The sequence below is a fragment of the Methylomonas koyamae genome (assembly GCF_006483455.1).
GTDB lineage: Bacteria > Pseudomonadota > Gammaproteobacteria > Methylococcales > Methylomonadaceae > Methylomonas > Methylomonas koyamae_B.
This window is the reverse complement of the sequence record NZ_PPPU01000022.1, coordinates 150,386-168,628: the sequence shown is the minus strand read 5'-3', so window position 1 is coordinate 168,628 and position 18,243 is coordinate 150,386. Positions and strand designations below refer to the sequence as shown.

The 18,243-nt window shown below is 57.7% G+C and carries 16 protein-coding genes; 8 read left to right on the top strand and 8 right to left on the bottom strand.

The window, feature by feature from the left end; translation table 11 throughout:
- Window positions 1–36 precede the first annotated feature (36 nt).
- The 3 genes from C2U68_RS13250 to cysM all read right to left on the bottom strand — a co-directional run bounded on the left by C2U68_RS13250 (window position 37) and on the right by cysM (window position 2,830).
- Window positions 37–534, bottom strand: coding sequence for a L,D-transpeptidase (locus tag C2U68_RS13250; RefSeq protein ID WP_140912951.1), 498 nt, complete (start codon window positions 532–534; stop codon window positions 37–39).
- Complete coding sequence (gene rlmD / locus C2U68_RS13245; RefSeq protein WP_140912950.1) at window positions 531–1,853, bottom strand: 23S rRNA (uracil(1939)-C(5))-methyltransferase RlmD; 1,323 nt, start codon at window positions 1,851–1,853, stop codon at window positions 531–533. The genes C2U68_RS13250 and rlmD overlap by 4 nt, the downstream gene beginning before the upstream one ends.
- A gap of 86 nt (window positions 1,854–1,939) precedes the next feature.
- Entirely contained in the window at window positions 1,940–2,830 is an 891-nt protein-coding gene (gene cysM, locus C2U68_RS13240) for a cysteine synthase CysM (protein WP_140912949.1), read from the bottom strand.
- Window positions 2,831–2,954: 124 nt separating this feature from the next.
- Between cysM and ppk1 the strand changes: the two genes are divergently transcribed.
- Both ppk1 and dnaQ read left to right on the top strand, forming a co-directional pair.
- Window positions 2,955–5,024 carry a polyphosphate kinase 1 gene (gene ppk1 / locus C2U68_RS13235; protein WP_140912948.1) on the top strand — a complete coding sequence of 690 codons (2,070 nt, stop codon included), beginning with the start codon at window positions 2,955–2,957 and terminating at the stop codon, window positions 5,022–5,024.
- A gap of 9 nt (window positions 5,025–5,033) precedes the next feature.
- A complete protein-coding gene (gene dnaQ / locus C2U68_RS13230; RefSeq protein WP_140912947.1) occupies window positions 5,034–5,750 on the top strand; it encodes a DNA polymerase III subunit epsilon in 717 nt (238 codons plus the stop codon).
- 24 nt (window positions 5,751–5,774) lie between these two features.
- Here the strand turns inward: dnaQ and C2U68_RS13225 are convergent, their stop codons facing one another.
- On the bottom strand, window positions 5,775–6,206 hold the full coding sequence (locus C2U68_RS13225; RefSeq protein WP_140912946.1) for an Rrf2 family transcriptional regulator: 432 nt from the start codon (window positions 6,204–6,206) through the stop codon (window positions 5,775–5,777).
- A gap of 108 nt (window positions 6,207–6,314) precedes the next feature.
- Here C2U68_RS13225 and C2U68_RS13220 point away from each other — a divergent pair, with 108 nt between their 5' ends.
- From C2U68_RS13220 to C2U68_RS13205, 4 genes are all read left to right on the top strand, one after another.
- The gene (locus tag C2U68_RS13220; RefSeq protein ID WP_140912945.1) at window positions 6,315–6,653 is read left to right on the top strand and encodes a hypothetical protein; all 339 of its coding nucleotides are present in this window, start codon (window positions 6,315–6,317) and stop codon (window positions 6,651–6,653) included.
- On the top strand, window positions 6,646–7,248 hold the full coding sequence (locus C2U68_RS13215; protein ID WP_140912944.1) for a cytochrome c: 603 nt from the start codon (window positions 6,646–6,648) through the stop codon (window positions 7,246–7,248). Before C2U68_RS13220 ends, C2U68_RS13215 begins: the two co-directional genes overlap by 8 nt.
- 76 nt (window positions 7,249–7,324) lie before the next feature.
- Window positions 7,325–8,752, top strand: coding sequence for a cbb3-type cytochrome c oxidase subunit I (locus C2U68_RS13210; protein WP_140912979.1), 1,428 nt, complete (start codon window positions 7,325–7,327; stop codon window positions 8,750–8,752).
- A gap of 341 nt (window positions 8,753–9,093) precedes the next feature.
- A complete protein-coding gene (locus tag C2U68_RS13205; RefSeq protein WP_140912943.1) occupies window positions 9,094–9,660 on the top strand; it encodes a hypothetical protein in 567 nt (188 codons plus the stop codon).
- A gap of 119 nt (window positions 9,661–9,779) precedes the next feature.
- Here C2U68_RS13205 and C2U68_RS13200 read toward each other — a convergent pair whose 3' ends face one another.
- Together C2U68_RS13200 and katG are read right to left on the bottom strand one after the other, a co-directional pair.
- A complete protein-coding gene (locus C2U68_RS13200) occupies window positions 9,780–10,805 on the bottom strand; it encodes a PIG-L deacetylase family protein (protein ID WP_140912942.1) in 1,026 nt (341 codons plus the stop codon).
- Between the two features lie 265 nt (window positions 10,806–11,070).
- On the bottom strand, window positions 11,071–13,203 hold the full coding sequence (gene katG, locus C2U68_RS13195) for a catalase/peroxidase HPI (protein WP_313901413.1): 2,133 nt from the start codon (window positions 13,201–13,203) through the stop codon (window positions 11,071–11,073).
- Between the two features lie 361 nt (window positions 13,204–13,564).
- Here katG and C2U68_RS13190 point away from each other — a divergent pair, with 361 nt between their 5' ends.
- Entirely contained in the window at window positions 13,565–14,440 is an 876-nt protein-coding gene (locus tag C2U68_RS13190; protein WP_140912941.1) for a LysR substrate-binding domain-containing protein, read from the top strand.
- A gap of 113 nt (window positions 14,441–14,553) precedes the next feature.
- On the opposite strand, the gene C2U68_RS13185 is transcribed toward C2U68_RS13190, so the two are convergent.
- On the bottom strand, window positions 14,554–15,942 hold the full coding sequence (locus C2U68_RS13185; RefSeq protein WP_140912940.1) for a sensor histidine kinase: 1,389 nt from the start codon (window positions 15,940–15,942) through the stop codon (window positions 14,554–14,556).
- Window positions 15,942–16,610 (bottom strand): response regulator transcription factor, encoded by a 669-nt coding sequence (locus C2U68_RS13180; RefSeq protein WP_140912939.1) that lies wholly within the window; start codon window positions 16,608–16,610, stop codon window positions 15,942–15,944. Before C2U68_RS13180 ends, C2U68_RS13185 begins: the two co-directional genes overlap by 1 nt.
- Window positions 16,611–16,764: 154 nt before the next feature.
- Here C2U68_RS13180 and C2U68_RS13175 point away from each other — a divergent pair, with 154 nt between their 5' ends.
- Window positions 16,765–18,138, top strand: a complete 1,374-nt coding sequence (locus C2U68_RS13175; protein ID WP_140912938.1) for an OpgC family protein — start codon at window positions 16,765–16,767, stop codon at window positions 18,136–18,138.
- Window positions 18,139–18,243 lie beyond the last annotated feature (105 nt).

Here is an 18,243-nt window from a genome sequence, read left to right as displayed (position 1 = left end):
GGTTTTAAATTGCCGGCCATATCTCGGATACGGGGCTCAGACATGAATAAATACCCGGCAACCGACCGGCACCGCAGCGAACAAGGCAATCACGTCGGCGTTGTTCATCCGTACGCAACCGTGCGACTCCGGTTGTCCGTTCATCAATTCGTCCGGCGTGCCGTGGATATAGATATACCGCCAGCCACTATCGACCTCGCCGTAACGGTTCTTGCCGGGCTCCAAACCGCCCAACCACAGAATCCGGCTCAAAATCCAGTCGCGTTGCGGCTGTTGAATCGACAATTCGGGACTGTAAATCTCGCCGGTCGGACGCCGGGCTTTGAACACACTGTTAATCGGCAAACCGGCCCCGATCTTGGCCCGAATCCGGTGCCAGCCGGTCGGCGTACAGTAACTGCCCTTTCTTTCGCCGGGGCCGTTTTTTGCGGTCGATACCGGATAATCGGCAACGACCGCGCCAGCTTGCAGCAAACGCAAGCGCTGTTCGGCGATCGAGACATCGATCAAGCAAGCCGTCGACGCATCCGTCATTTCACAAACAATGCAATCGATTCGACGTGGGCGGTCTGCGGGAACATGTCCATCACGCCGGCTTTGACCAGTTTGTAGCCGAGTTCGTTGACCAGAATGCCGGCGTCGCGGGCCAGCGTCGACGGGTTGCAGGACACATAGACGATCCGTTCCGGCTGCCAATGCTTAAAATTATGCAAAACCTCGGACGCACCGGCCCGCGAAGGGTCGAGCAGGACTTTATCGAATTTTTGCTTGCACCACGGCAGCTCCTTGACGTCCTTGCTCAAATCGGCGACGTGAAACTCGACATTCTGCAGATTGTTGAGACGGGCATTTTCCCTGGCATGGTTGACCAACGGCAAATCGCCCTCCACGCCGACGACATGGCCGGCGCGGGTCGCTAATGGCAAGGTGAAATTGCCCAGGCCGCAAAACAAATCCAGTACCCGGTCGTCTTTGCCCAACTCCAAGGCCTCAATGGCGCGGCTCACCATCTTCCGGTTAATTTCATAGTTCACTTGAGTGAACATCGCCGGGCGGAAATTGAATTTGACGCCCTGCTCGGCCAAGGCATAACTCGGCACGACTTCGGCTTCCCCATCCAGCGGCACGATGCTGTCCGGGCCTTTCGGTTGCAGACAAATCGTCACTCCCAACTTTTCGGCATATTCGCGCATGCGCTGCTTGTCTGCCAAATTAGGCGGTTCCAACACCCGCACCGCCAGCACGCAGTCGTTGTCGCCGATCGCGACTTCAATCTGCGGAATCTTGTCCTTGATCGACAGGCCGGCGATCATTTCGCCCAAGGCCAACAGATTTTCGCCGACGATAGGATGCATGACCTTGCAACTATCGATTTCCGCCAAAAACGGATTGCGCCGTTCACGAAAGCCGACCAACACCCTGCCCTTCTTCGCCACCCATTTCACGCCCATCCTGGCTTTACGCCGGTATCCCCAATGCGGCCCGGTCAACGCTTCCCAGATTTGCGGGATTTCCAGCTTACCGATCCGGCGGAACTGGTCGCATAACAATTCTTCCTTGAAATGAATTTGCTCGGCGTCGTCGACATGCTGAAAACTGCAACCGCCGCAACGGCCGAAATGCGGACAAACCGGCTCCACCCGATGCGGGTTGCGGTCGTGCAATTCGACCACTTTGCCTTCAGCATAATCGCGGCGGCTGTCGGTGTAGACAAAATCCAGGGTTTCGCCGGGTAAGGCTTCGTCGATGAATACCACTTTGCCGTTGACGTGGCTGACGCCGCGACCGTCGTGGGACAGTGATTCGATGGTTACGGTGACGGGTTCGAGCGGAAGTTTTTTCTTGTGGGCCATTATCAGTAGAAGTTAGATCGGGGCCGCTCGTTAGAGCGCGACCCGACATGACAGGATGCGAAGACGGATAGTTTAAAAGAGGTGGTTCAGGTCGGAAATACGCCGGTCGACAAATAGCGGTCACCGCGGTCGCAGACGATGGTGACGATCAAGCTGTTTTCGACTTGCTCGGCCAATTTCAACGCGGCAAACACGGCACCGCCGGAAGAGACCCCGGCAAAAATACCTTCCACCGCCGCCAGACTGCGCGTGGTGTTTTCCGCATCCAATTGCTCGACTTCGATGATCCGATCCACCCGGCTGGCGTCGTAGATTTTCGGCAGATACTCCTGTGGCCAGCGGCGGATGCCGGGTATCTTCGATTCGCCTGCCGGCTGCACACCGACGATTTGAACATCCGGATTTTGCTGCTTCAGATACCTCGAAGTCCCCATAATCGTGCCGGTAGTCCCCATCGAGCTGACGAAATGGGTCACTTTGCCATCGGTGTCGCGCCAAATTTCCGGGCCGGTACCTTCGTAATGCGCCCGCGGATTATCGGGATTGGCAAACTGGTCCAAAATCCGGCCTTCGCCGCGGGCTTCCATCGCCCGCGCCAAATCGATCGCGCCTTCCATGCTCTGTTTTGCCGGGATCAAAATGATCTCGGCGCCATAGGCTTTCATCGACGCGATCCGTTCCGCGCTCATATTGTCGGGCATGATCAAGGTCATTTTATAGCCCTTGATCGCTGCGGCCATCGCCAATGCGATACCGGTATTGCCGCTGGTGGCTTCGATCAACCGGTCGCCCGGTTTGATCTCGCCGCGGGCTTCGGCGTGCTTGATCATGCTGACAGCCGGCCGGTCCTTGACCGAACCGGCCGGATTATTGCCTTCGAGTTTCAATAACACGGTGTTGCCGCCGACCACCGGCAGACGTTGCAGGCGCACCAATGGCGTATTTCCGACAAAAGACTCAATGGTTGGGAAGTTCATCAATGGCATCCGATTTGCGTGATGGCGGCGATTATAGCAAGTTCGAGGCCTGAGGCGCCGCTGTAACCCAAGGCCGAAAAAATTCCTTTATAATCGATTCAACCCAATCCAACCCGCAGCAGACATGGAATCCATCGATTTGACGAGTCCCGAACTCTACCTGAACCGCGAACACAGCCTGCTGGAATTCAACGTTCGGGTGCTGGCGCAGGCATTGGACGAAAGACTCCCGCTGCTGGAGCGCTTGAATTATCTATGCATATCCTGTTCCAACCTCGACGAGTTCTACGAGGTGCGCGTCGCCAGCTTGTTGCAGATGGCGGAAATGGACCCGAATCTGGTCAGCGCCGACGGCCTGACCATCAACGAACAGTTCGAGAAAATTTCGCAAAAAGCCCACGAGCTGGTCGCCGAACAATACCGGGTGCTGAACGAAATTCTGATCCCGAAGCTGGAAGGCGAAAACATCCGCTTCCTGCGCCGCGACCGTTGGTCGCCGTCGCAAAAAGCCTGGCTGGAAAGATACTTCAACGAGGAATTGCTGCCGATTCTGACGCCAGTCGGTTTGGATTCGGCCCACCCGTTTCCGCGCATCCTGAACAAGAGTTTGAACTTCATCATCTCGTTGACCGGAAAAGACGCGTTCGGCCGCAACAGCGGCCGCGCCGTGCTGCAGGCACCGAGGGCGCTGCCGCGCATCATCCAATTGCCGGTCAGCGAAACCGACAGCGGGCCGCACGATTTTGTGTTTCTGTCGTCGATCATCCACGCCTTTGTCAACGACCTGTTCAACGGCATGACGGTAAAAGGTTGTTACCAATTCCGGGTCACTCGAAACAGCGACTTTTTCGTCGACGACGACGCGATCGACGATTTGCTGCTCGCCGTGGAAGGCGAACTGGCGATGCGCAACTACGGCGACGAGGTTAGGCTGGAAATCGACGCCAATTGCCCGGAAGAAACCACCCAATTCCTGTTGGCACGCTTCGACTTGACCCAAGATCGATTGTTTTTGGCCAACGGCCCGGTCAATTTGAGCCGGATGCAAGCCATCTACAACATGATCGAACGGCCCGATTTGAAGTTTCCGCCGTTCAAACCCAGCGTACCGTCGGCCTTCGGCCGCAACAAAGACTTCTTCGCCAGCATCCGCAAACAGGACATCCTGCTGCACCATCCCTACGAATCGTTTTCGCCGGTGGTCGATTTCATCAAGCAGGCCGCAGCCGATCCCGACGTGTTGGCCATCAAACAAACCCTGTACCGGACCGGTGTCGATTCGCCTATCGTCGCCGCGCTGATCAAAGCCGCCCGTGCCGGTAAGGAAGTCACGGTCGTCATCGAATTGCGGGCCCGGTTCGACGAAAAGGACAACATCGGCCTGGCCGCCAAATTACAGGAAGCCGCGGCGCACGTGGTATACGGCGTGGTCGGATATAAAACCCACGCCAAAATGTGCATGGTGCTGCGCAAGGAGGGCAACAGCTTACGCAATTACGTCCATCTCGGCACCGGCAACTACCATCCACGCACAGCCAGGCTATATACCGATTACGGCCTGTTCACCTGCGAGAAGGAACTGGCCGAGGACGTGCGCCGGGTATTCATGCAATTGACCAGTCTGGGCAAGGTCAGCAAACTGAATAAATTGCTGCAATCGCCGTTTACGCTGCATCACGGCCTGCTGAAAATGGTGGAAAGAGAAATCGAACAGGCCAAGAAAGGTAAAATGGCCAAGATCGTGATCAAGGTCAATGCCGTGGTCGAAGAGCAAGCGATTCAAGCCCTTTATCGCGCCTCGCAGGCCGGAGTCGAGATCAAATTGATCGTGCGCGGCGTTTGCTGCCTGCGGCCGGGCGTGCCTGGGGTTTCAGACAATATCGAAGTCCGCTCCATCGTCGGCCGCTTCCTGGAACATACCCGGGTTTATGCCTTCTACAACGGCGGCGACTGGGCCGTCTACGCCTCCAGTGCCGACCTGATGAACCGCAATCTGTTCCGCCGGGTCGAAGTTTGCTTCCCGATTGCCGACAAAAAAATCGTCGAACGCGTACTCGGCGACCTGGACGGCTATTTGAAGGACAACACCCAGGCTTGGCTGCTCGGTCCCGACGGCCAATACCGGCAAGTACACGACGAACAACACCCGCTTTACCAAGTGCAAACCGAATTGTTGAAACACTTTTGCTCCTGAGGCCAAGGCATGAGTAAACCGACTCACCGTCAAGTCGTTCTGGATACCGAAACCACCGGTATCAACCCGAAAGAAGGCCACAAAATCATAGAAATCGGCTGTGTCGAGTTGGTTAATCGCCGGCTGACCCGCAACCATTTCCACGTCTATCTGAACCCGGATCGGGAAATCGACGCGGGCGCGATTGAAGTCCACGGCATCACCAACGAATTCCTGCGCGACAAACCGCGCTTCGCCGACGTGGTGGAAGATTTCATGGCGTTTACCGCCGGCGCCGAGCTGATCATCCATAATGCGCCGTTCGACGTCGGCTTTTTGAATCACGAGCTGTCGCAGCTGCCGCGCGAGACCCGCACCGTGGAAAGCAACAGCAGCGTATTCGACACGCTGGCCTACGCCCGCAAAAAACATCCCGGCGCCCGCAATAGCCTGGACGCGTTATGCAAACGTTACGGCATCGACAACAGCCACCGGGAGTTGCACGGCGCGCTGCTCGACGCCGAAATTCTGGCCGACGTTTATTTGTTGATGACCGGCGGCCAATCTTCATTGCTGGACGAGGGCGACCAGCAGGACGGCGGCGGCGAACGCGCGATTGTGCGGTTGCCGGCGGATCGGCCGCGTTTGAAGGTGATTGCCTGCAGTGACGACGAACTGTCGGCACATCAGCAACGTTTGGCAAAAATCAGCAAGGCTAGCGGCGGCGTTTGCCTTTGGCAGGAATAAAATTAACGGCGGAGCGCACTGACCTCAACCGATAGCCCGTCTGGTCAAAGCCTGCGGAGCACTAAAATCGCTCAATACGGCTTTGTCCAAGGTTTGCAAAAACTGTTCGATGGCGTGACCCAATAGACCGGTCAAGCCGCACCCATTTTCCAACGGGCAAAGCCCCTGCTTTTTCGGATTGAAGCATTCTGCCATCTGAAACCGGCCTTCGACTTCGCGCACCACATTACCGATACTGATTTCCTGGGCCGGCCGGGACAGGCGGATGCCGCCGCCTTTGCCGCGTACGGTTTTGATGAAACCCTTGACACCCAGCTTGTGTACCACTTTGACCAGATGGTTTCTGGAAATACCGAAGAACTCGGCCAGCTCGGTAATCGTGACCAATTTTTCGTTATTGACGTTCAGATAAATCAGTACGCGCAGCGCGTAATCGGTGTGTGCAGTCAGTTGCATATCCAGTCCTCACAAAGCTGTATTTGAAATAAATGTTAATGGCGCTTACACTTGTCGTAAAGCTGCATTTAAAAAACACCTTAAAAACTTACCTGGCGGTGGTAATCGATGTTGATAGAACCGGTGGCGTTATCCGACTTTTTTCTGAGTTTTTTCAGTGCGGCGCTGATTATTTTGCTCGCCACGCTGTACGCGGCGCTATTTGCCTGGGGCAAGGCCAGCGGCCGCCGGTCGCTGGGCGTTGCTGCGTGGATAACATACTTCGCGTTGATGGTTTGCGTCGCTGTTTTTAGCTACGTCAACCATTTCAGCGACTATTGGCTGGTACTGTCGCTGCTAATGGCGCTAGGTTACGGCTGGATGCCGCGCTTTATCTGGCAGTTGTGCGCAGCCACGCACCAGCCGGACCATCATCCCCCTCACCAAGCAGGAGACCACCATGACTGAGCACATCCCGCCGCCCTGGGCGACGGAAACTTTCTGGAAGAAAACCGCAATCTGGGTCACCGGCGGCTCATTCGTACTGCTAGTGATTTTAACCTTCGACTCGTTGGCGAAGATTTCCGCCGGCGGCCCGCGGGTACCGGCTTACAGCGTGATCAACCAAGACGTCGGTTACCGTTTCGATAAAACCAAACAGCGTTACCAGCCGGTGATCGGCGCCGAAGCGCCCTTGTTCGGTAAAATCCTGAGCGAAGAGGAAGCTGAAAAACTGGTCGATCTGGGCAAGAAAACCGTGCAGGCCAAAAACTGTATGAACTGCCACACCCTGCTCGGCAACGGCGCCTATTACGCGCCGGATCTGACCAAAGCCTGGCTGGACCAGGGCTGGATCGCCAAGGAATCGCGCGAACAGATGATGCTCAATTTTCTGCTCGATCCGGAAAAGAACGCCCGCACCTTCGGTTCCAACCGCAAGATGCCGAACCTGGAGATCACCCCGCAAGAAGCCGAAGGCATCGTCGCTTTCCTGAAATGGATGGCAGCCATCGACACCAACGGCTTCCCGCATAATTTCAGAGCACTCGGCGCAGAGGAATAAGACGATGACAGCGACAACTTTCCAAGACAAAGCGGCCGCCTGCTGGTTCGGCTGCAAGCAACGTCACGCCGAGCTCATGGCCAATCCGCATTTAAGCGGCGGCCAGAAACTGGCGGTGCACTACTTCACCGTCGCCATGGTGCTGTTCATGGCGCAATTGCTATTCGGCCTGCTGGCCGGCCTGCAATTCTTGTTTCCGAGTTTTCTTTACGAAATCCTGGATTTCAACGTCAACCGCATGGTGCATATCAACGCCATGGTGGTGTGGATGTTGTACGGTTTTATCGGCTCGGTGTACTGGTTTCTGGAAGACGAAAGCGGCGTCGAAATCGTCGGTCTGAAATGGGGCCAACTGGCGTTTTGGGTGCTGACCGGCGCCGTGACGCTGGTGGTTTTAGTTTACTTGTTCATCCAGTTCGGCGCCGGCAACGATACCTCGCTGTGGCTGATCAACGAAGGTCGCGAATACATCGAAGCGCCGCGCTGGGCCGACATCGGCATCGTCGTCGTGGTCTTGACCTTTTTCTACAACGTCGCCGCCACCTTTGCCAAGGGCCGGTGGTCCGGCATCGCCGGCGTACTGGTGCTGGACTTGGTGGCATTGGCCGGTTTGTATCTGGCCGGGATGTTTTACGTAACCAACATTTCGGTCGACCAGTACTGGTGGTGGTGGGTGATCCATTTGTGGGTGGAAGCGACCTGGGAAGTCTTGGTCGGCTGCATCATGGCCTGGAGCTTGATGAAACTGCTTGGCGTGCGCCGCCAAATCGTGCAGACCTGGTTGTATATCGAAGTGGCGTTGATGTTCGGCTCCGGTATTTTGGGCTTGGGCCATCACTATTTCTGGATCGGCACCCCGGAATATTGGTTCAGCATCGGCGGATTTTTCTCGGCCTTGGAACCGATCCCGCTGGTAGCGATGGTGGTGCATTCGGTCTACGATTCCGGCGTCCATCGCTTTAAAAACAGTAACCACCCTGCCCTGGCCTGGATCATTGCCCACACCTTCGGCAACTTCCTCGGCGCGGGCGTCTGGGGTTTCATGCACACCCTGCCGCAAATCAACCTATACACCCACGGCACGCAATGGTCCGCCTCGCATGGCCACTTGGCCTTCTTCGGCGCCTATGCCACGATCAATATCGCCTTCTTTTACCTGGCGGCACAGCAGGCGCGCGGTAAGGTCTGGATGGGCGGCGACCTGGCCAACGGCTGGCGCTGGAAAACGGCGGCGATTTTGCTGAACCTCGGCGTGCTAGGCATGACCGTAGCGCTGTTGATCGCCGGTTATGAGCAATCCTTCATAGAACGCGCCGTCGAAGGCTCGACCTGGGCCGGCTACTTCGCCGCGCAAAACCACCCGTGGTTCATGCAAGCCATGGTCTGGCGCATGGTGTTCGGCCTGATGACCGCGGCCGGCGGCGGCCTGCTGTTCTGGGACTTACTGGAAATCGGCAAAGGCGAACAACGGCCCGCCGCAGTAATCGCTAGCACAGCCGAATAAGCAATTATCGCTCAACCGGGCAAGCACAGACCGGTTTGCCCGGAATGCAGCTTCCGATCTTGTGCCGCGGCTAAAGCTGCCGCGGCACAAACACTGTCTTTAGCTTATTACCTCTGTCCGGCGCCCGGCCAATACGCCGTTCTGACGGTTCCAAGCCAAACGGCGCAGGCCCTAAAAATTGCAGGCGCTAATACAACCATCCCGGAACCGGTTCGCAAAAGTGTGACTACCCGGCCTTATTTTGCCTAATCCGTTTGTTGGATCGCGGAAATCTCTCCGATACTGTGCGGCACGAACGCTCGGCGTTCGGACAACCGATAACAACAATAACGAGAAAAACCATGACTTTCCTCTATAAACGCAATTTCGGGCCGATCGCGGCGGCCGCATTACTATTCAGTAGTTCGGCAATGGCCTCCTTCGTCAACACCTCGCCGCTGATCAACAGCTCGCGTAGCAACCGCAATGTCGATAACGGCTACGCCGGCCTAAAATGGACTTTGGGAGAAAGTTTCATTCCTGAATTGGTCGTCGGATTCCGCCATGCCAACATCAGCTCGAACGGCGATACCTATGGCGGCGATATTTCGTTTTCATTCCGGGTTTGGGGCGGCCTGCAGCCCGGACAAATAAGATTGAAATACTTTAACGGCGCCGACTATCTGCAAGGCGAGGTCGGCGGCGGCTACGATTTCAAAAACGGTTTTTTCGTCGGCATCGGCGGCAAAGCGCCTTTCTCCAGCGTGGGTTTGGATTATCAGTTTAACGGCCCGGTGCCGTTAGTTCCTTACTTCATGCTGGATTCAATCGGCCAGTACCGTAAGCCGGGCGTAAATTTCAGGTTTATCTGTCCGGTGGCAGGACAACACTACAACCCGGTCACCGGACTCTGCGACGGCGTAATCTGATAGCGCCAGCGGCGGCTGCATCGCCCACATCGGGAGTGTGGGCGAATTCCGGCGCCTGAAGGTACGGCGTCGCCCAACGCGAGGCAACCGCCACGGAGCCCGCCGCAAGCCCTATCCCGTCAAATTTTTCGCCGATCCAGCGGATGATTGTTAAAGGCCTTGCGCGCCTGTTGCCAGTGTTCAATGACCGCTTCGATCCGATTGGTATTCGCCGGCGTTAGCTGGGTAAAACACTCGCTGCTGCGAACGAAGGAGGCCAAAAAATCGGCCATAATGCGTTGCTGCGTCGCGTACTGGGCAATCGCTTCGTGCTTGCGAGCGATCTCGGTCGGCGTCAAATCCAGGCAAACCCGGCGATGCCCGCGTGGCGGCAGATTTTCCGGCAAATGCATGGGTTGGTTGCTCCAATCCTGCGCGACGCCCCAATCCGAACCCGTAGGCCAATGCGGCCAATGCACCAGATACGCCAACATTTTCGGGTTGACCTGTTCGGCCGATGCTTGCGCCCGCCATTCGTGCACCGCCAACAATGCAAACATACCCAATCCGGCATGGTCGGAATCGTCTTCCATCACATCCGGAAAACTGATGATGGTCGGTTTGGTCTCCTGCATGATTGCCACCAATTCTGCGACCAGATCTTTACCATCTTGCGCGTAGCCCCAATCCTGGCTGTCGCGATACGGTACATGGTCGAACCCGGTGAATTGCGACCGAAACGGGCTGTTTCGCCGCCAATGCGATACCAGAGCGGAATAGATCGCACCGTCGGAAAATCCCATTAAATCCAAGTGCAGGAAACCGTTGCCTAAAATCTGCGCCGCCCGGCGGGATTCTTCCAGCCGTTTTTCGCCGAATGCCAAATAATCGGCCGCAGACAAGCGGCTTTTGCCGGTATCCATTTTTACCGCATCGACATAGGCATCGCCGGATGTCACGACAACGGCTCGCACCGAGCCGCCTTTGGCAAACACTCGCTGAGTCAAACCGGCAGAACTAAGACTCTCGTCGTCCGGATGGGGAGCCAACACCAGTAAACGTTCGCCGACACCGACATCCAATGCGGATTCTTGCGCCAAGGCCGGCGCTATTGTCAGGCCCAGCCAGCAGGCGATAATGCCAACAAAGCCGCCACGCACTCTCATAGATCACTCCTTTGCAATCCCTAATTAATAATCTCTGCAATCAAGCGGATGCACACTCAAGTAAAAGCGTTCGATTCTTACCTTGCTCTGCCTGAATGCCGCCGTACTGAACCCCTTTTTTAAACCGCGGACACTCGACTAGATCCGCCCCGGACCTAGTCAAGCCGCGGAGCGTTTAGTGTAATTCGAAACGATCCAAATCCATCACCTTGGCCCAGGCAGTGGCGAAGTCCTGAACGAACTTCTGCTTGGCGTCGTCCGCCGCTTACACCTCGGCCACCGCCCGCAACTCGGAGTTGGAGCCGAAAATCAAATCGACGGGGGTCGCAGTCCATTTGACTTGCTTGGTCGAACGGTCAAGCCCCTCATAAATGCCATCACTGGCCGACTTGCTCCACTGCGTCGACATATCCAACAAATTGACGAAGAAATCGTTATTCAGTGTGCCCGGCCGGCTGGTCAGTACGCCGTGCTTGCTATGACCGGCGTTGGCATCCAGTGCCCGCATACCGCCGACCAGCACCGTCATTTCCGGTACGGTCAAGGTCAGGAAGTTGGCGCGCTCGACCAGCATTTCCGCCGGCGAATGCGCATTATCCTTGCCGAAGTAATTGCGGAAACCGTCGGCTTTGGGTTCCAACACCGCGACGGAATTGGCATCGGTTTGCTCCTGGGTCGCGTCCATCCGCCCCGGTTTGAACGGTACTTGCACCTTGTAACCGGCCTTTTTGGCGGCTTCTTCCACCGCCGCCGACCCGCCCAGCACGATCACGTCGGCCAGCGACACTTTCTTGCCGCCTTTCAAAGTGCGGTTAAAGTCGGCTTGGACGGCTTCCAGTTTGCCCAGCACTTTAGCCAATTCGGCGGGATCGTTGGCCTCCCAGTCTTTCTGGGGCGCCAGCCGAATCCGCGCGCCGTTAGCGCCGCCGCGCAGGTCGGTACCGCGGAAGGTGGCTGCCGATGCCCAGGCGGTTCTGACCAATTCCGGAATCGTCAAATCCGAAGCCAGAATCGCCGATTTCAGCTTGGCGACATCCTTGGCATCGATCAGTTTATGATCGACTTTGGGGATAGGATCCTGCCAGATAAAGTCTTCGGCCGGCACTTCGGCACCGACGTAACGCGCTTTCGGCCCCATGTCGCGATGGGTCAGCTTGAACCAGGCTTTGGCGAACGCCGCTTCGAACGCTTTAGGGTCATCCAGGAAACGTTTGGATATTTTTTGATACTCCGGGTCCATTTTCAAAGCCAAATCGGTGGTGAACATGATCGGCGCATGGCGCTTGCTCGAATCGTGCGCGTCCGGCACGAAGTTGTCGCCCTTGCCGTCTTTCGGAATCCATTGCGTCGCACCGGCAGGGCTCTTGGTTTGTTGCCACTCGAAGGTATACAGCCAAGTCAGGTAATCGTGGGTCCAGCGGGTCGGATTGGTCGACCAGGCCCCCTCCAGGCCGCTACTGACCGTGTCGACCCCGTTGCCTGCACCGCATTTGTTGGCCCAGCCCAGGCCTTGCTGTTCGATGCCGGCAGCGGCGGGTTCCTTACCGACACATTCGTCCGGCTTATGTGCACCGTGGGCCTTGCCGAAGGTATGGCCGCCGGCGATCAGCGCCACGGTTTCCTCGTCGTTCATCGCCATCCGGCCGAAGGCTTCGCGGATATGTTTGGCCGCTGCCAACGGATCGGGATTGCCGCCGGGGCCCTCCGGGTTGACGTAGATCAGGCCCATTTGCACGGCGGCCAGCGGTTTCGCCAGATCGCCTTTTTCGTCATGGCGTTCGTCGGCCAGAAATTTCTTTTCGCTACCCCAATTCACGACCTCGGCTTCCCAATCGTCGGCACGGCCGCCGGCAAAGCCTAAGGTCTTGAAGCCCATGTCTTCCAGCGCCACGTTGCCGGCCAGCACCATCAAGTCGGCCCAGGACAGTTTGGATCCGTATTTTTGTTTGACCGGCCACAACAAGCGTCTGGCTTTGTCCAGGTTGACGTTGTCCGGCCAACTGTTGAGCGGTTCGAAGCGTTGCTGGCCGCCGGAGGCGCCGCCTCGGCCGTCGAAGATGCGGTAAACACCGGCGCTATGCCAGGCCATGCGAATGAAGAACGGCCCGTAATTGCCGTAATCCGCCGGCCACCAGGGTTGGGACGTATGCAGCACCCCGGCGATATCCTTTTTCACCGCCGTCAAGTCCAGGGTTTTGAATTGAGCCGCGTAATTAAAATTTTGTCCCAACGGATTGGACTCGGCCGCGTTCTGGCGTAGCGGTGTCAAATCCAACTGGTCCGGCCACCAGAAACTGTTCATGGTCGGTTGCGATTCCGCCAACACCTGGCCGGCGTTCAAGGCTGCGGAGATGGCTAACGCCAAGGCGGATGCCAGCAAAATTGGTTTGGTTTTCATGGTGCACCTCTGTTAATTATTGTTAGTCTGCGAAAATACGTACCGTCGATAGCTGAGTTTAGATGCCGCTACGGAATAAAACCGTAGCCGCTTAAAACTGGCGTCATCGCTCAGGCACTACCGAATTGCTGTACGGCGATGGCAAATAAACTTATCTGCCATTGCCAACGGTACTAGCGAATTATCCGTCCGCCCTTTGAACGTGCTCGGTGGCTACATTGAACCGAATAGAGCCTGGAATTAGAAATTGATTCCCTCGATAAGCCGATAGGCGGAATCAATAAGCCTCGCTTTATGTTGTTATCATTTGCGGCTGAAACCAACCTTTCCGGACTTTCCAACTAACGACGGGCAGCAAGCCATGACTTTGCGCGAATTGAGCTATCTGGTAGCGGTGGCGGAATTTAGAAACTTCAGCCAAGCGGCCGAACATTGTGCAATCAGCCAACCCACTTTGAGCACCCAAATCAAAAAGCTCGAGGACTATCTGGGTGTGGACCTGTTCTTGCGCGACAAAAACAATGTGGACGTAACCGAAGCCTGTCGGGAGATTTTACCCATCGCCCGCCGCATGCTCGACGACGCCCGCGCCATTCGCCAAATCGCCGCCCATGCCAGCGGCCGCCAACGCAACCAACTGTCACTGGGCGCGTTTCCGTCGCTGGCAAGTTACGTATTGCCGGAGTACGTTTTTCGCATCAAGCAACATTATCCGGAACTCAAATTGCAATTGGTTGAGGAAAAAACCCACGCCTTGATCGCATTGCTGCTCGACAAAAAACTGGACGCGGCCCTGCTGGCCTTGCCGATCGCCCCCGATACGCTAGACTCCCGGGTGTTGTTCGAGGACCCATTCACGCTGGCAGTCAGCGCCGATCATCCGCTCGCCGATCAGGCCGAAGTCGACCTCAACCAAGCCGCCAACGAAAACCTGCTACTGCTGGACGAAGGCCACTGCCTGCGCGACCAGGCACTGAAATTGTGCGACCCGTCCCGTTTCATCGAACACGATTTTCGGGCGTCGAGTCTGGAAACCCTGCGCTTCATGGTCAGGAACGGTGTCGGCGTTACCTTGATGCCATCCGTGGCGATTCAGCCGGAAGACAAAGACATTCGTTACATCGACATTCGGCAACGCCCCAGTCGAGCCATTGCCCTGGTATGGCTCAAGACTCATCCGCGTATCGCCTTGCTGGAAACCATGGCCCAACTGCTGGCATACAAACCATTGCCCTGAGTGGGAGAAGCTTTGATCTGGCTGACGTTAAACGTCAGCCAGACGAACCCGGATTCTGTTATCACGCGGCAACAAGGGCGATCGCCGCGGTTTCAATAGCTGACGCCGGCCATCTAGCCGGCTCGAGATTGCCGGCCGAACAAAACGCTAATCCCGCTGCCGTGGCCACCGATGCCGGGGCCGACTTCAATCCGCGCCGCGTGCAGGTCGGCGATTTCCTTGACGATGGCCAGGCCCAAACCGCAGCCTTCACCGCGGCTGCCCGGAATCCGGTAAAACCGCTCGAATATCCGGTCCGCTTCCTCCAGCCGGATACCGGGACCGTCGTCCTTGACCACCCAGCCGGGCGGGTCAGCCAGAACCGTTACGTTGATCCGGCCGCCCGGATTGCTGTAGCAAATACTGTTATCCAGCAGGTTGTTCAGCAGCTCCCGCAGCAGGGTTTCGTCGCCTTTGATCGAAACCGGGACGCGCGGCGCGTCGAATCCCAATTCAATTTCCTGTTCCAGGGCTTTATATACCCAGTCCATACAGCAGGCTTTGGCCAGCGCGGCCAAATCCAGGAGCCGAAACGGGCGCGAACCCTGCGAGACCGATTCGGAACCGGCCAGAACCAGCAACTGCGAACTCAAATGCGCCACCCGGTCTGCCGAATGTTTGATGTGGCTCAGTGCCGGTTTCATCGCGTCCGGACTATCCGCGGCCAACGCCCGCTCGGCATGCACTTTCAGCCCGGCCAGCGGCGTGCGTAGTTGGTGGGCGGCGTTTTCGATGAAACGCTGCTGCGCGGCCAGCGCGGAACCCAGGCGTTGCAGCAGCGCGTTGATGGTGTGGGTCAAGGACCGCACTTCCAGCGGCACGTTGGTATCCGGAATCGGGTCCAGTTCCCGCGCCGACCGCTGGCCGATCAGCGTCGCCAGATCGTGCAACGGGCTCAAGCCGCGATTGATGCCGGCCCAGATGTGGAGCCCGGCGACCAGCAGCAGTAATAGCTGGGGCGCGACCACCGCCAGCAAAATCTCGTTCATCATGCCGCGCCGCTTGTTCAAGGTTTCCGCGACCGACACCAGCACGTCGCCGCTATCGCCGCCGGCCGACGCGGTCAACACCGAAACGATGCGAACCTTACGCCCCTGGATTTCGCCGTCGGAGAACAACGGCGCATCGGCCGCCATCGCCGCCAACGCCGGACCGGGCAATGCCCTGTCGCCGGCAATGAATCCGGCCGCCGCCGACTCGACCTTGAAAAAGGTCTTGTCCATTGCGTCCCAACGGAACACTTCGACCGCAATCGGCGGCAAATCGAAAGTCACTTTATCCTTTTGCGTCTTCACCTCCTGCGCCAACGATTTGGCCGAGTCCAGCAGCCAACTGTCGTAAGCGCGGTCGGCATAGTGCAACGCCACGAAATAAGACACGGCGGCATCCAGCACGACGACCGCGATCAACGGCAGCGTCAGCCGCGCCAGCAACTGCGCTCTCAGGCTCTGCGGTTTGCGCATCAGTCTTGCTCCAGCAGATAGCCCAGGCCGCGCAAGGTGCGGATACCGATGGCATAGGGTTCCAGCCGTTTGCGCAACCGGTGGATGTAGACCTCGATGGCGTTGTCCGCCAACTCGTAGGAACGCGCCGCCAAGCGTTGGGCGATATGGTCCTTGCTGACTACGCGCCCGGCCTGCAACAACAGCGCCTCCAGAACGCCGTATTCGCGCGGCGGCAGTTGCAGGGGCTCGCCGCGCACCTTGATCTGCTGCTGACGGGTATCCCAAACCAGGTCGCCGAAAACGATATCGTGACTGAAACCGCCCTGGCTGCGGCGCAACAACGCTCTGACCCGCGCCTCCAGTTCCAGCAGCTCGAACGGCTTGGTCATGTAATCGTCGGCACCGAGCTGCAAGCCGCCGACCCGGTCGTTCAGGCCGTCGCGGGCGGTCAATATCAACACCGGCATCGGCGACTGCTGCCGCCCGCGCAATTCGCGCAACACTTCGCGCCCGTCCATGTCCGGCAGACCCAAGTCCAGAATCGCCAACTCGAAGGGTTGCGTACTCAAGACCCCGACGGCAAAGGTACCGGTCTTGGCCAGTGTGACGTCGAATCCCCAGTCGCGCAAACTATGCGACAGTCCGTCGGCCAAGGCCTGATCGTCCTCGACCAGCAAAATCCTCATGTGCCATTCTCGCTAATGAAAGGTTGATGAAAGGTTAGCCCGCTAAAGTGGCAGGGTTAAAACCGGTGGCAAGCGCAGGGATTGCCACCGCACCGCTAATCGCGCTACTCGAACCGGCAACGGCAAGCTACCCGACACCACAACAGAGTTCATTATGAAATCGACATTAGCGACCGCGCAACCGCGCAATCGGCAATTGGACTTTTTCCGCGGCGTGGCGCTGTTGGTCATTTTCGTCAACCACATGCCGGGCAACCCCTGGTTCTGGTACACGCCGTCGCGTTTCGGCTTCAGCGATTCGGCGGAGATTTTCGTGTTTTTATCCGGATACGTCTCGGCCGTCGCCTACGGCCGCGGCTTCCGCCAGGCCGGCCTGGCGCTGGGTAGCGTCAGGGTGTTCTTGCGTTGTGCTCAGATTTACGCCGCCCATCTGGCATCGTTTTTGGCAATGGCCGCCGTCTGCGTAGTCGGCAACCGCTGGTTGCCCGGAACCGACTACATCCAACAATTGAACATCGCTTATTTTTTTAACGATACCCAGCAAGCTGTGTTCGATTTATTTGCATTGAGTTACGTGCCGAATTATTTCGACATCCTGCCTTTGTATTTGGTGCTGCTGGCCTGGGTGCCGCTGGCCTGGAGCCTGTCCCTGCTCGGCAAATACCTGGCCGTAGCGGCTTCGCTGCTGATTTACCTGGCAGCCTGGCACTACGGACTGGAGCTGAGCGGCGACCCGCACGACGGCCGGCCCTGGTTTTTCAATCCGTTCTGTTGGCAACTGTTGTTTTTCACCGGCTTTGCCTTCGCTGCCGGATGGCTGCCGCAACCCGGCTACCGGCCCGGTCTGATCTTGGCCTGCGCCCTGATCGCGGCCCTGGCCGTGCCGTTGGCTTACGAACCGTTCTATAGCCGGCATGCGCCATTACTGGAACTGCGGGCACAGCTGGAGCCGTTGCTGGACAAAAGCCACCTCGGCCCTTTGCGCTGGCTGCATCTGCTGGCACTGGCCTATCTGGCCGCGCAACTGCCGGCCCGCATCACGGCAGGCTTGGAGCGAGCTCCGGCGCGTTGGCTGGCCGAAATGGGACGCCAGTCCCTGCCCCTGTTTTTGTGCGGCATGGTCCTGTCGTATTTGGGCGGAATGGCGCTGGATTGGGCCGGCCGGGAGCCGCTTGCCGCAGCCGCGGTCAACCTCGCCGGCATCGCCGGCCTGCTGAGTATCGCCAGACTGTTGGCCTGGCTGCATGCCAAGCCGTGGCAAGCGACTTATCGCTCCGACGCCGAGCGCGAGACTAGCAGTTTGCCGCCCTTGTTCGGCTTGGGGTTGAAACAAGCCGCCGCCCTGCCCGTCCTGGTCTGCGCCGCCTTGACACCGCTGCTGTTGGTTCGGAGCCAGGATGACGCCAACACGCCGGCCGTAGCGACCGCGCCGCCGGCACCAGAGCCGGCGCCAACCGGCGAACTGCTGCAGACCGGCGCAACCAAACCCGACACAGATACCGAAACCGTGGCCCAGCGCCAGTTGTAGATTAGGGCTGAGCGGATCGTCAGGATTGCGATCTTGATCGACTCGGTGATTGGCTGAATTTGCAGTTTTTCCAGGTATGCTAGCCGGCGGCCGGTATTGCGCGGC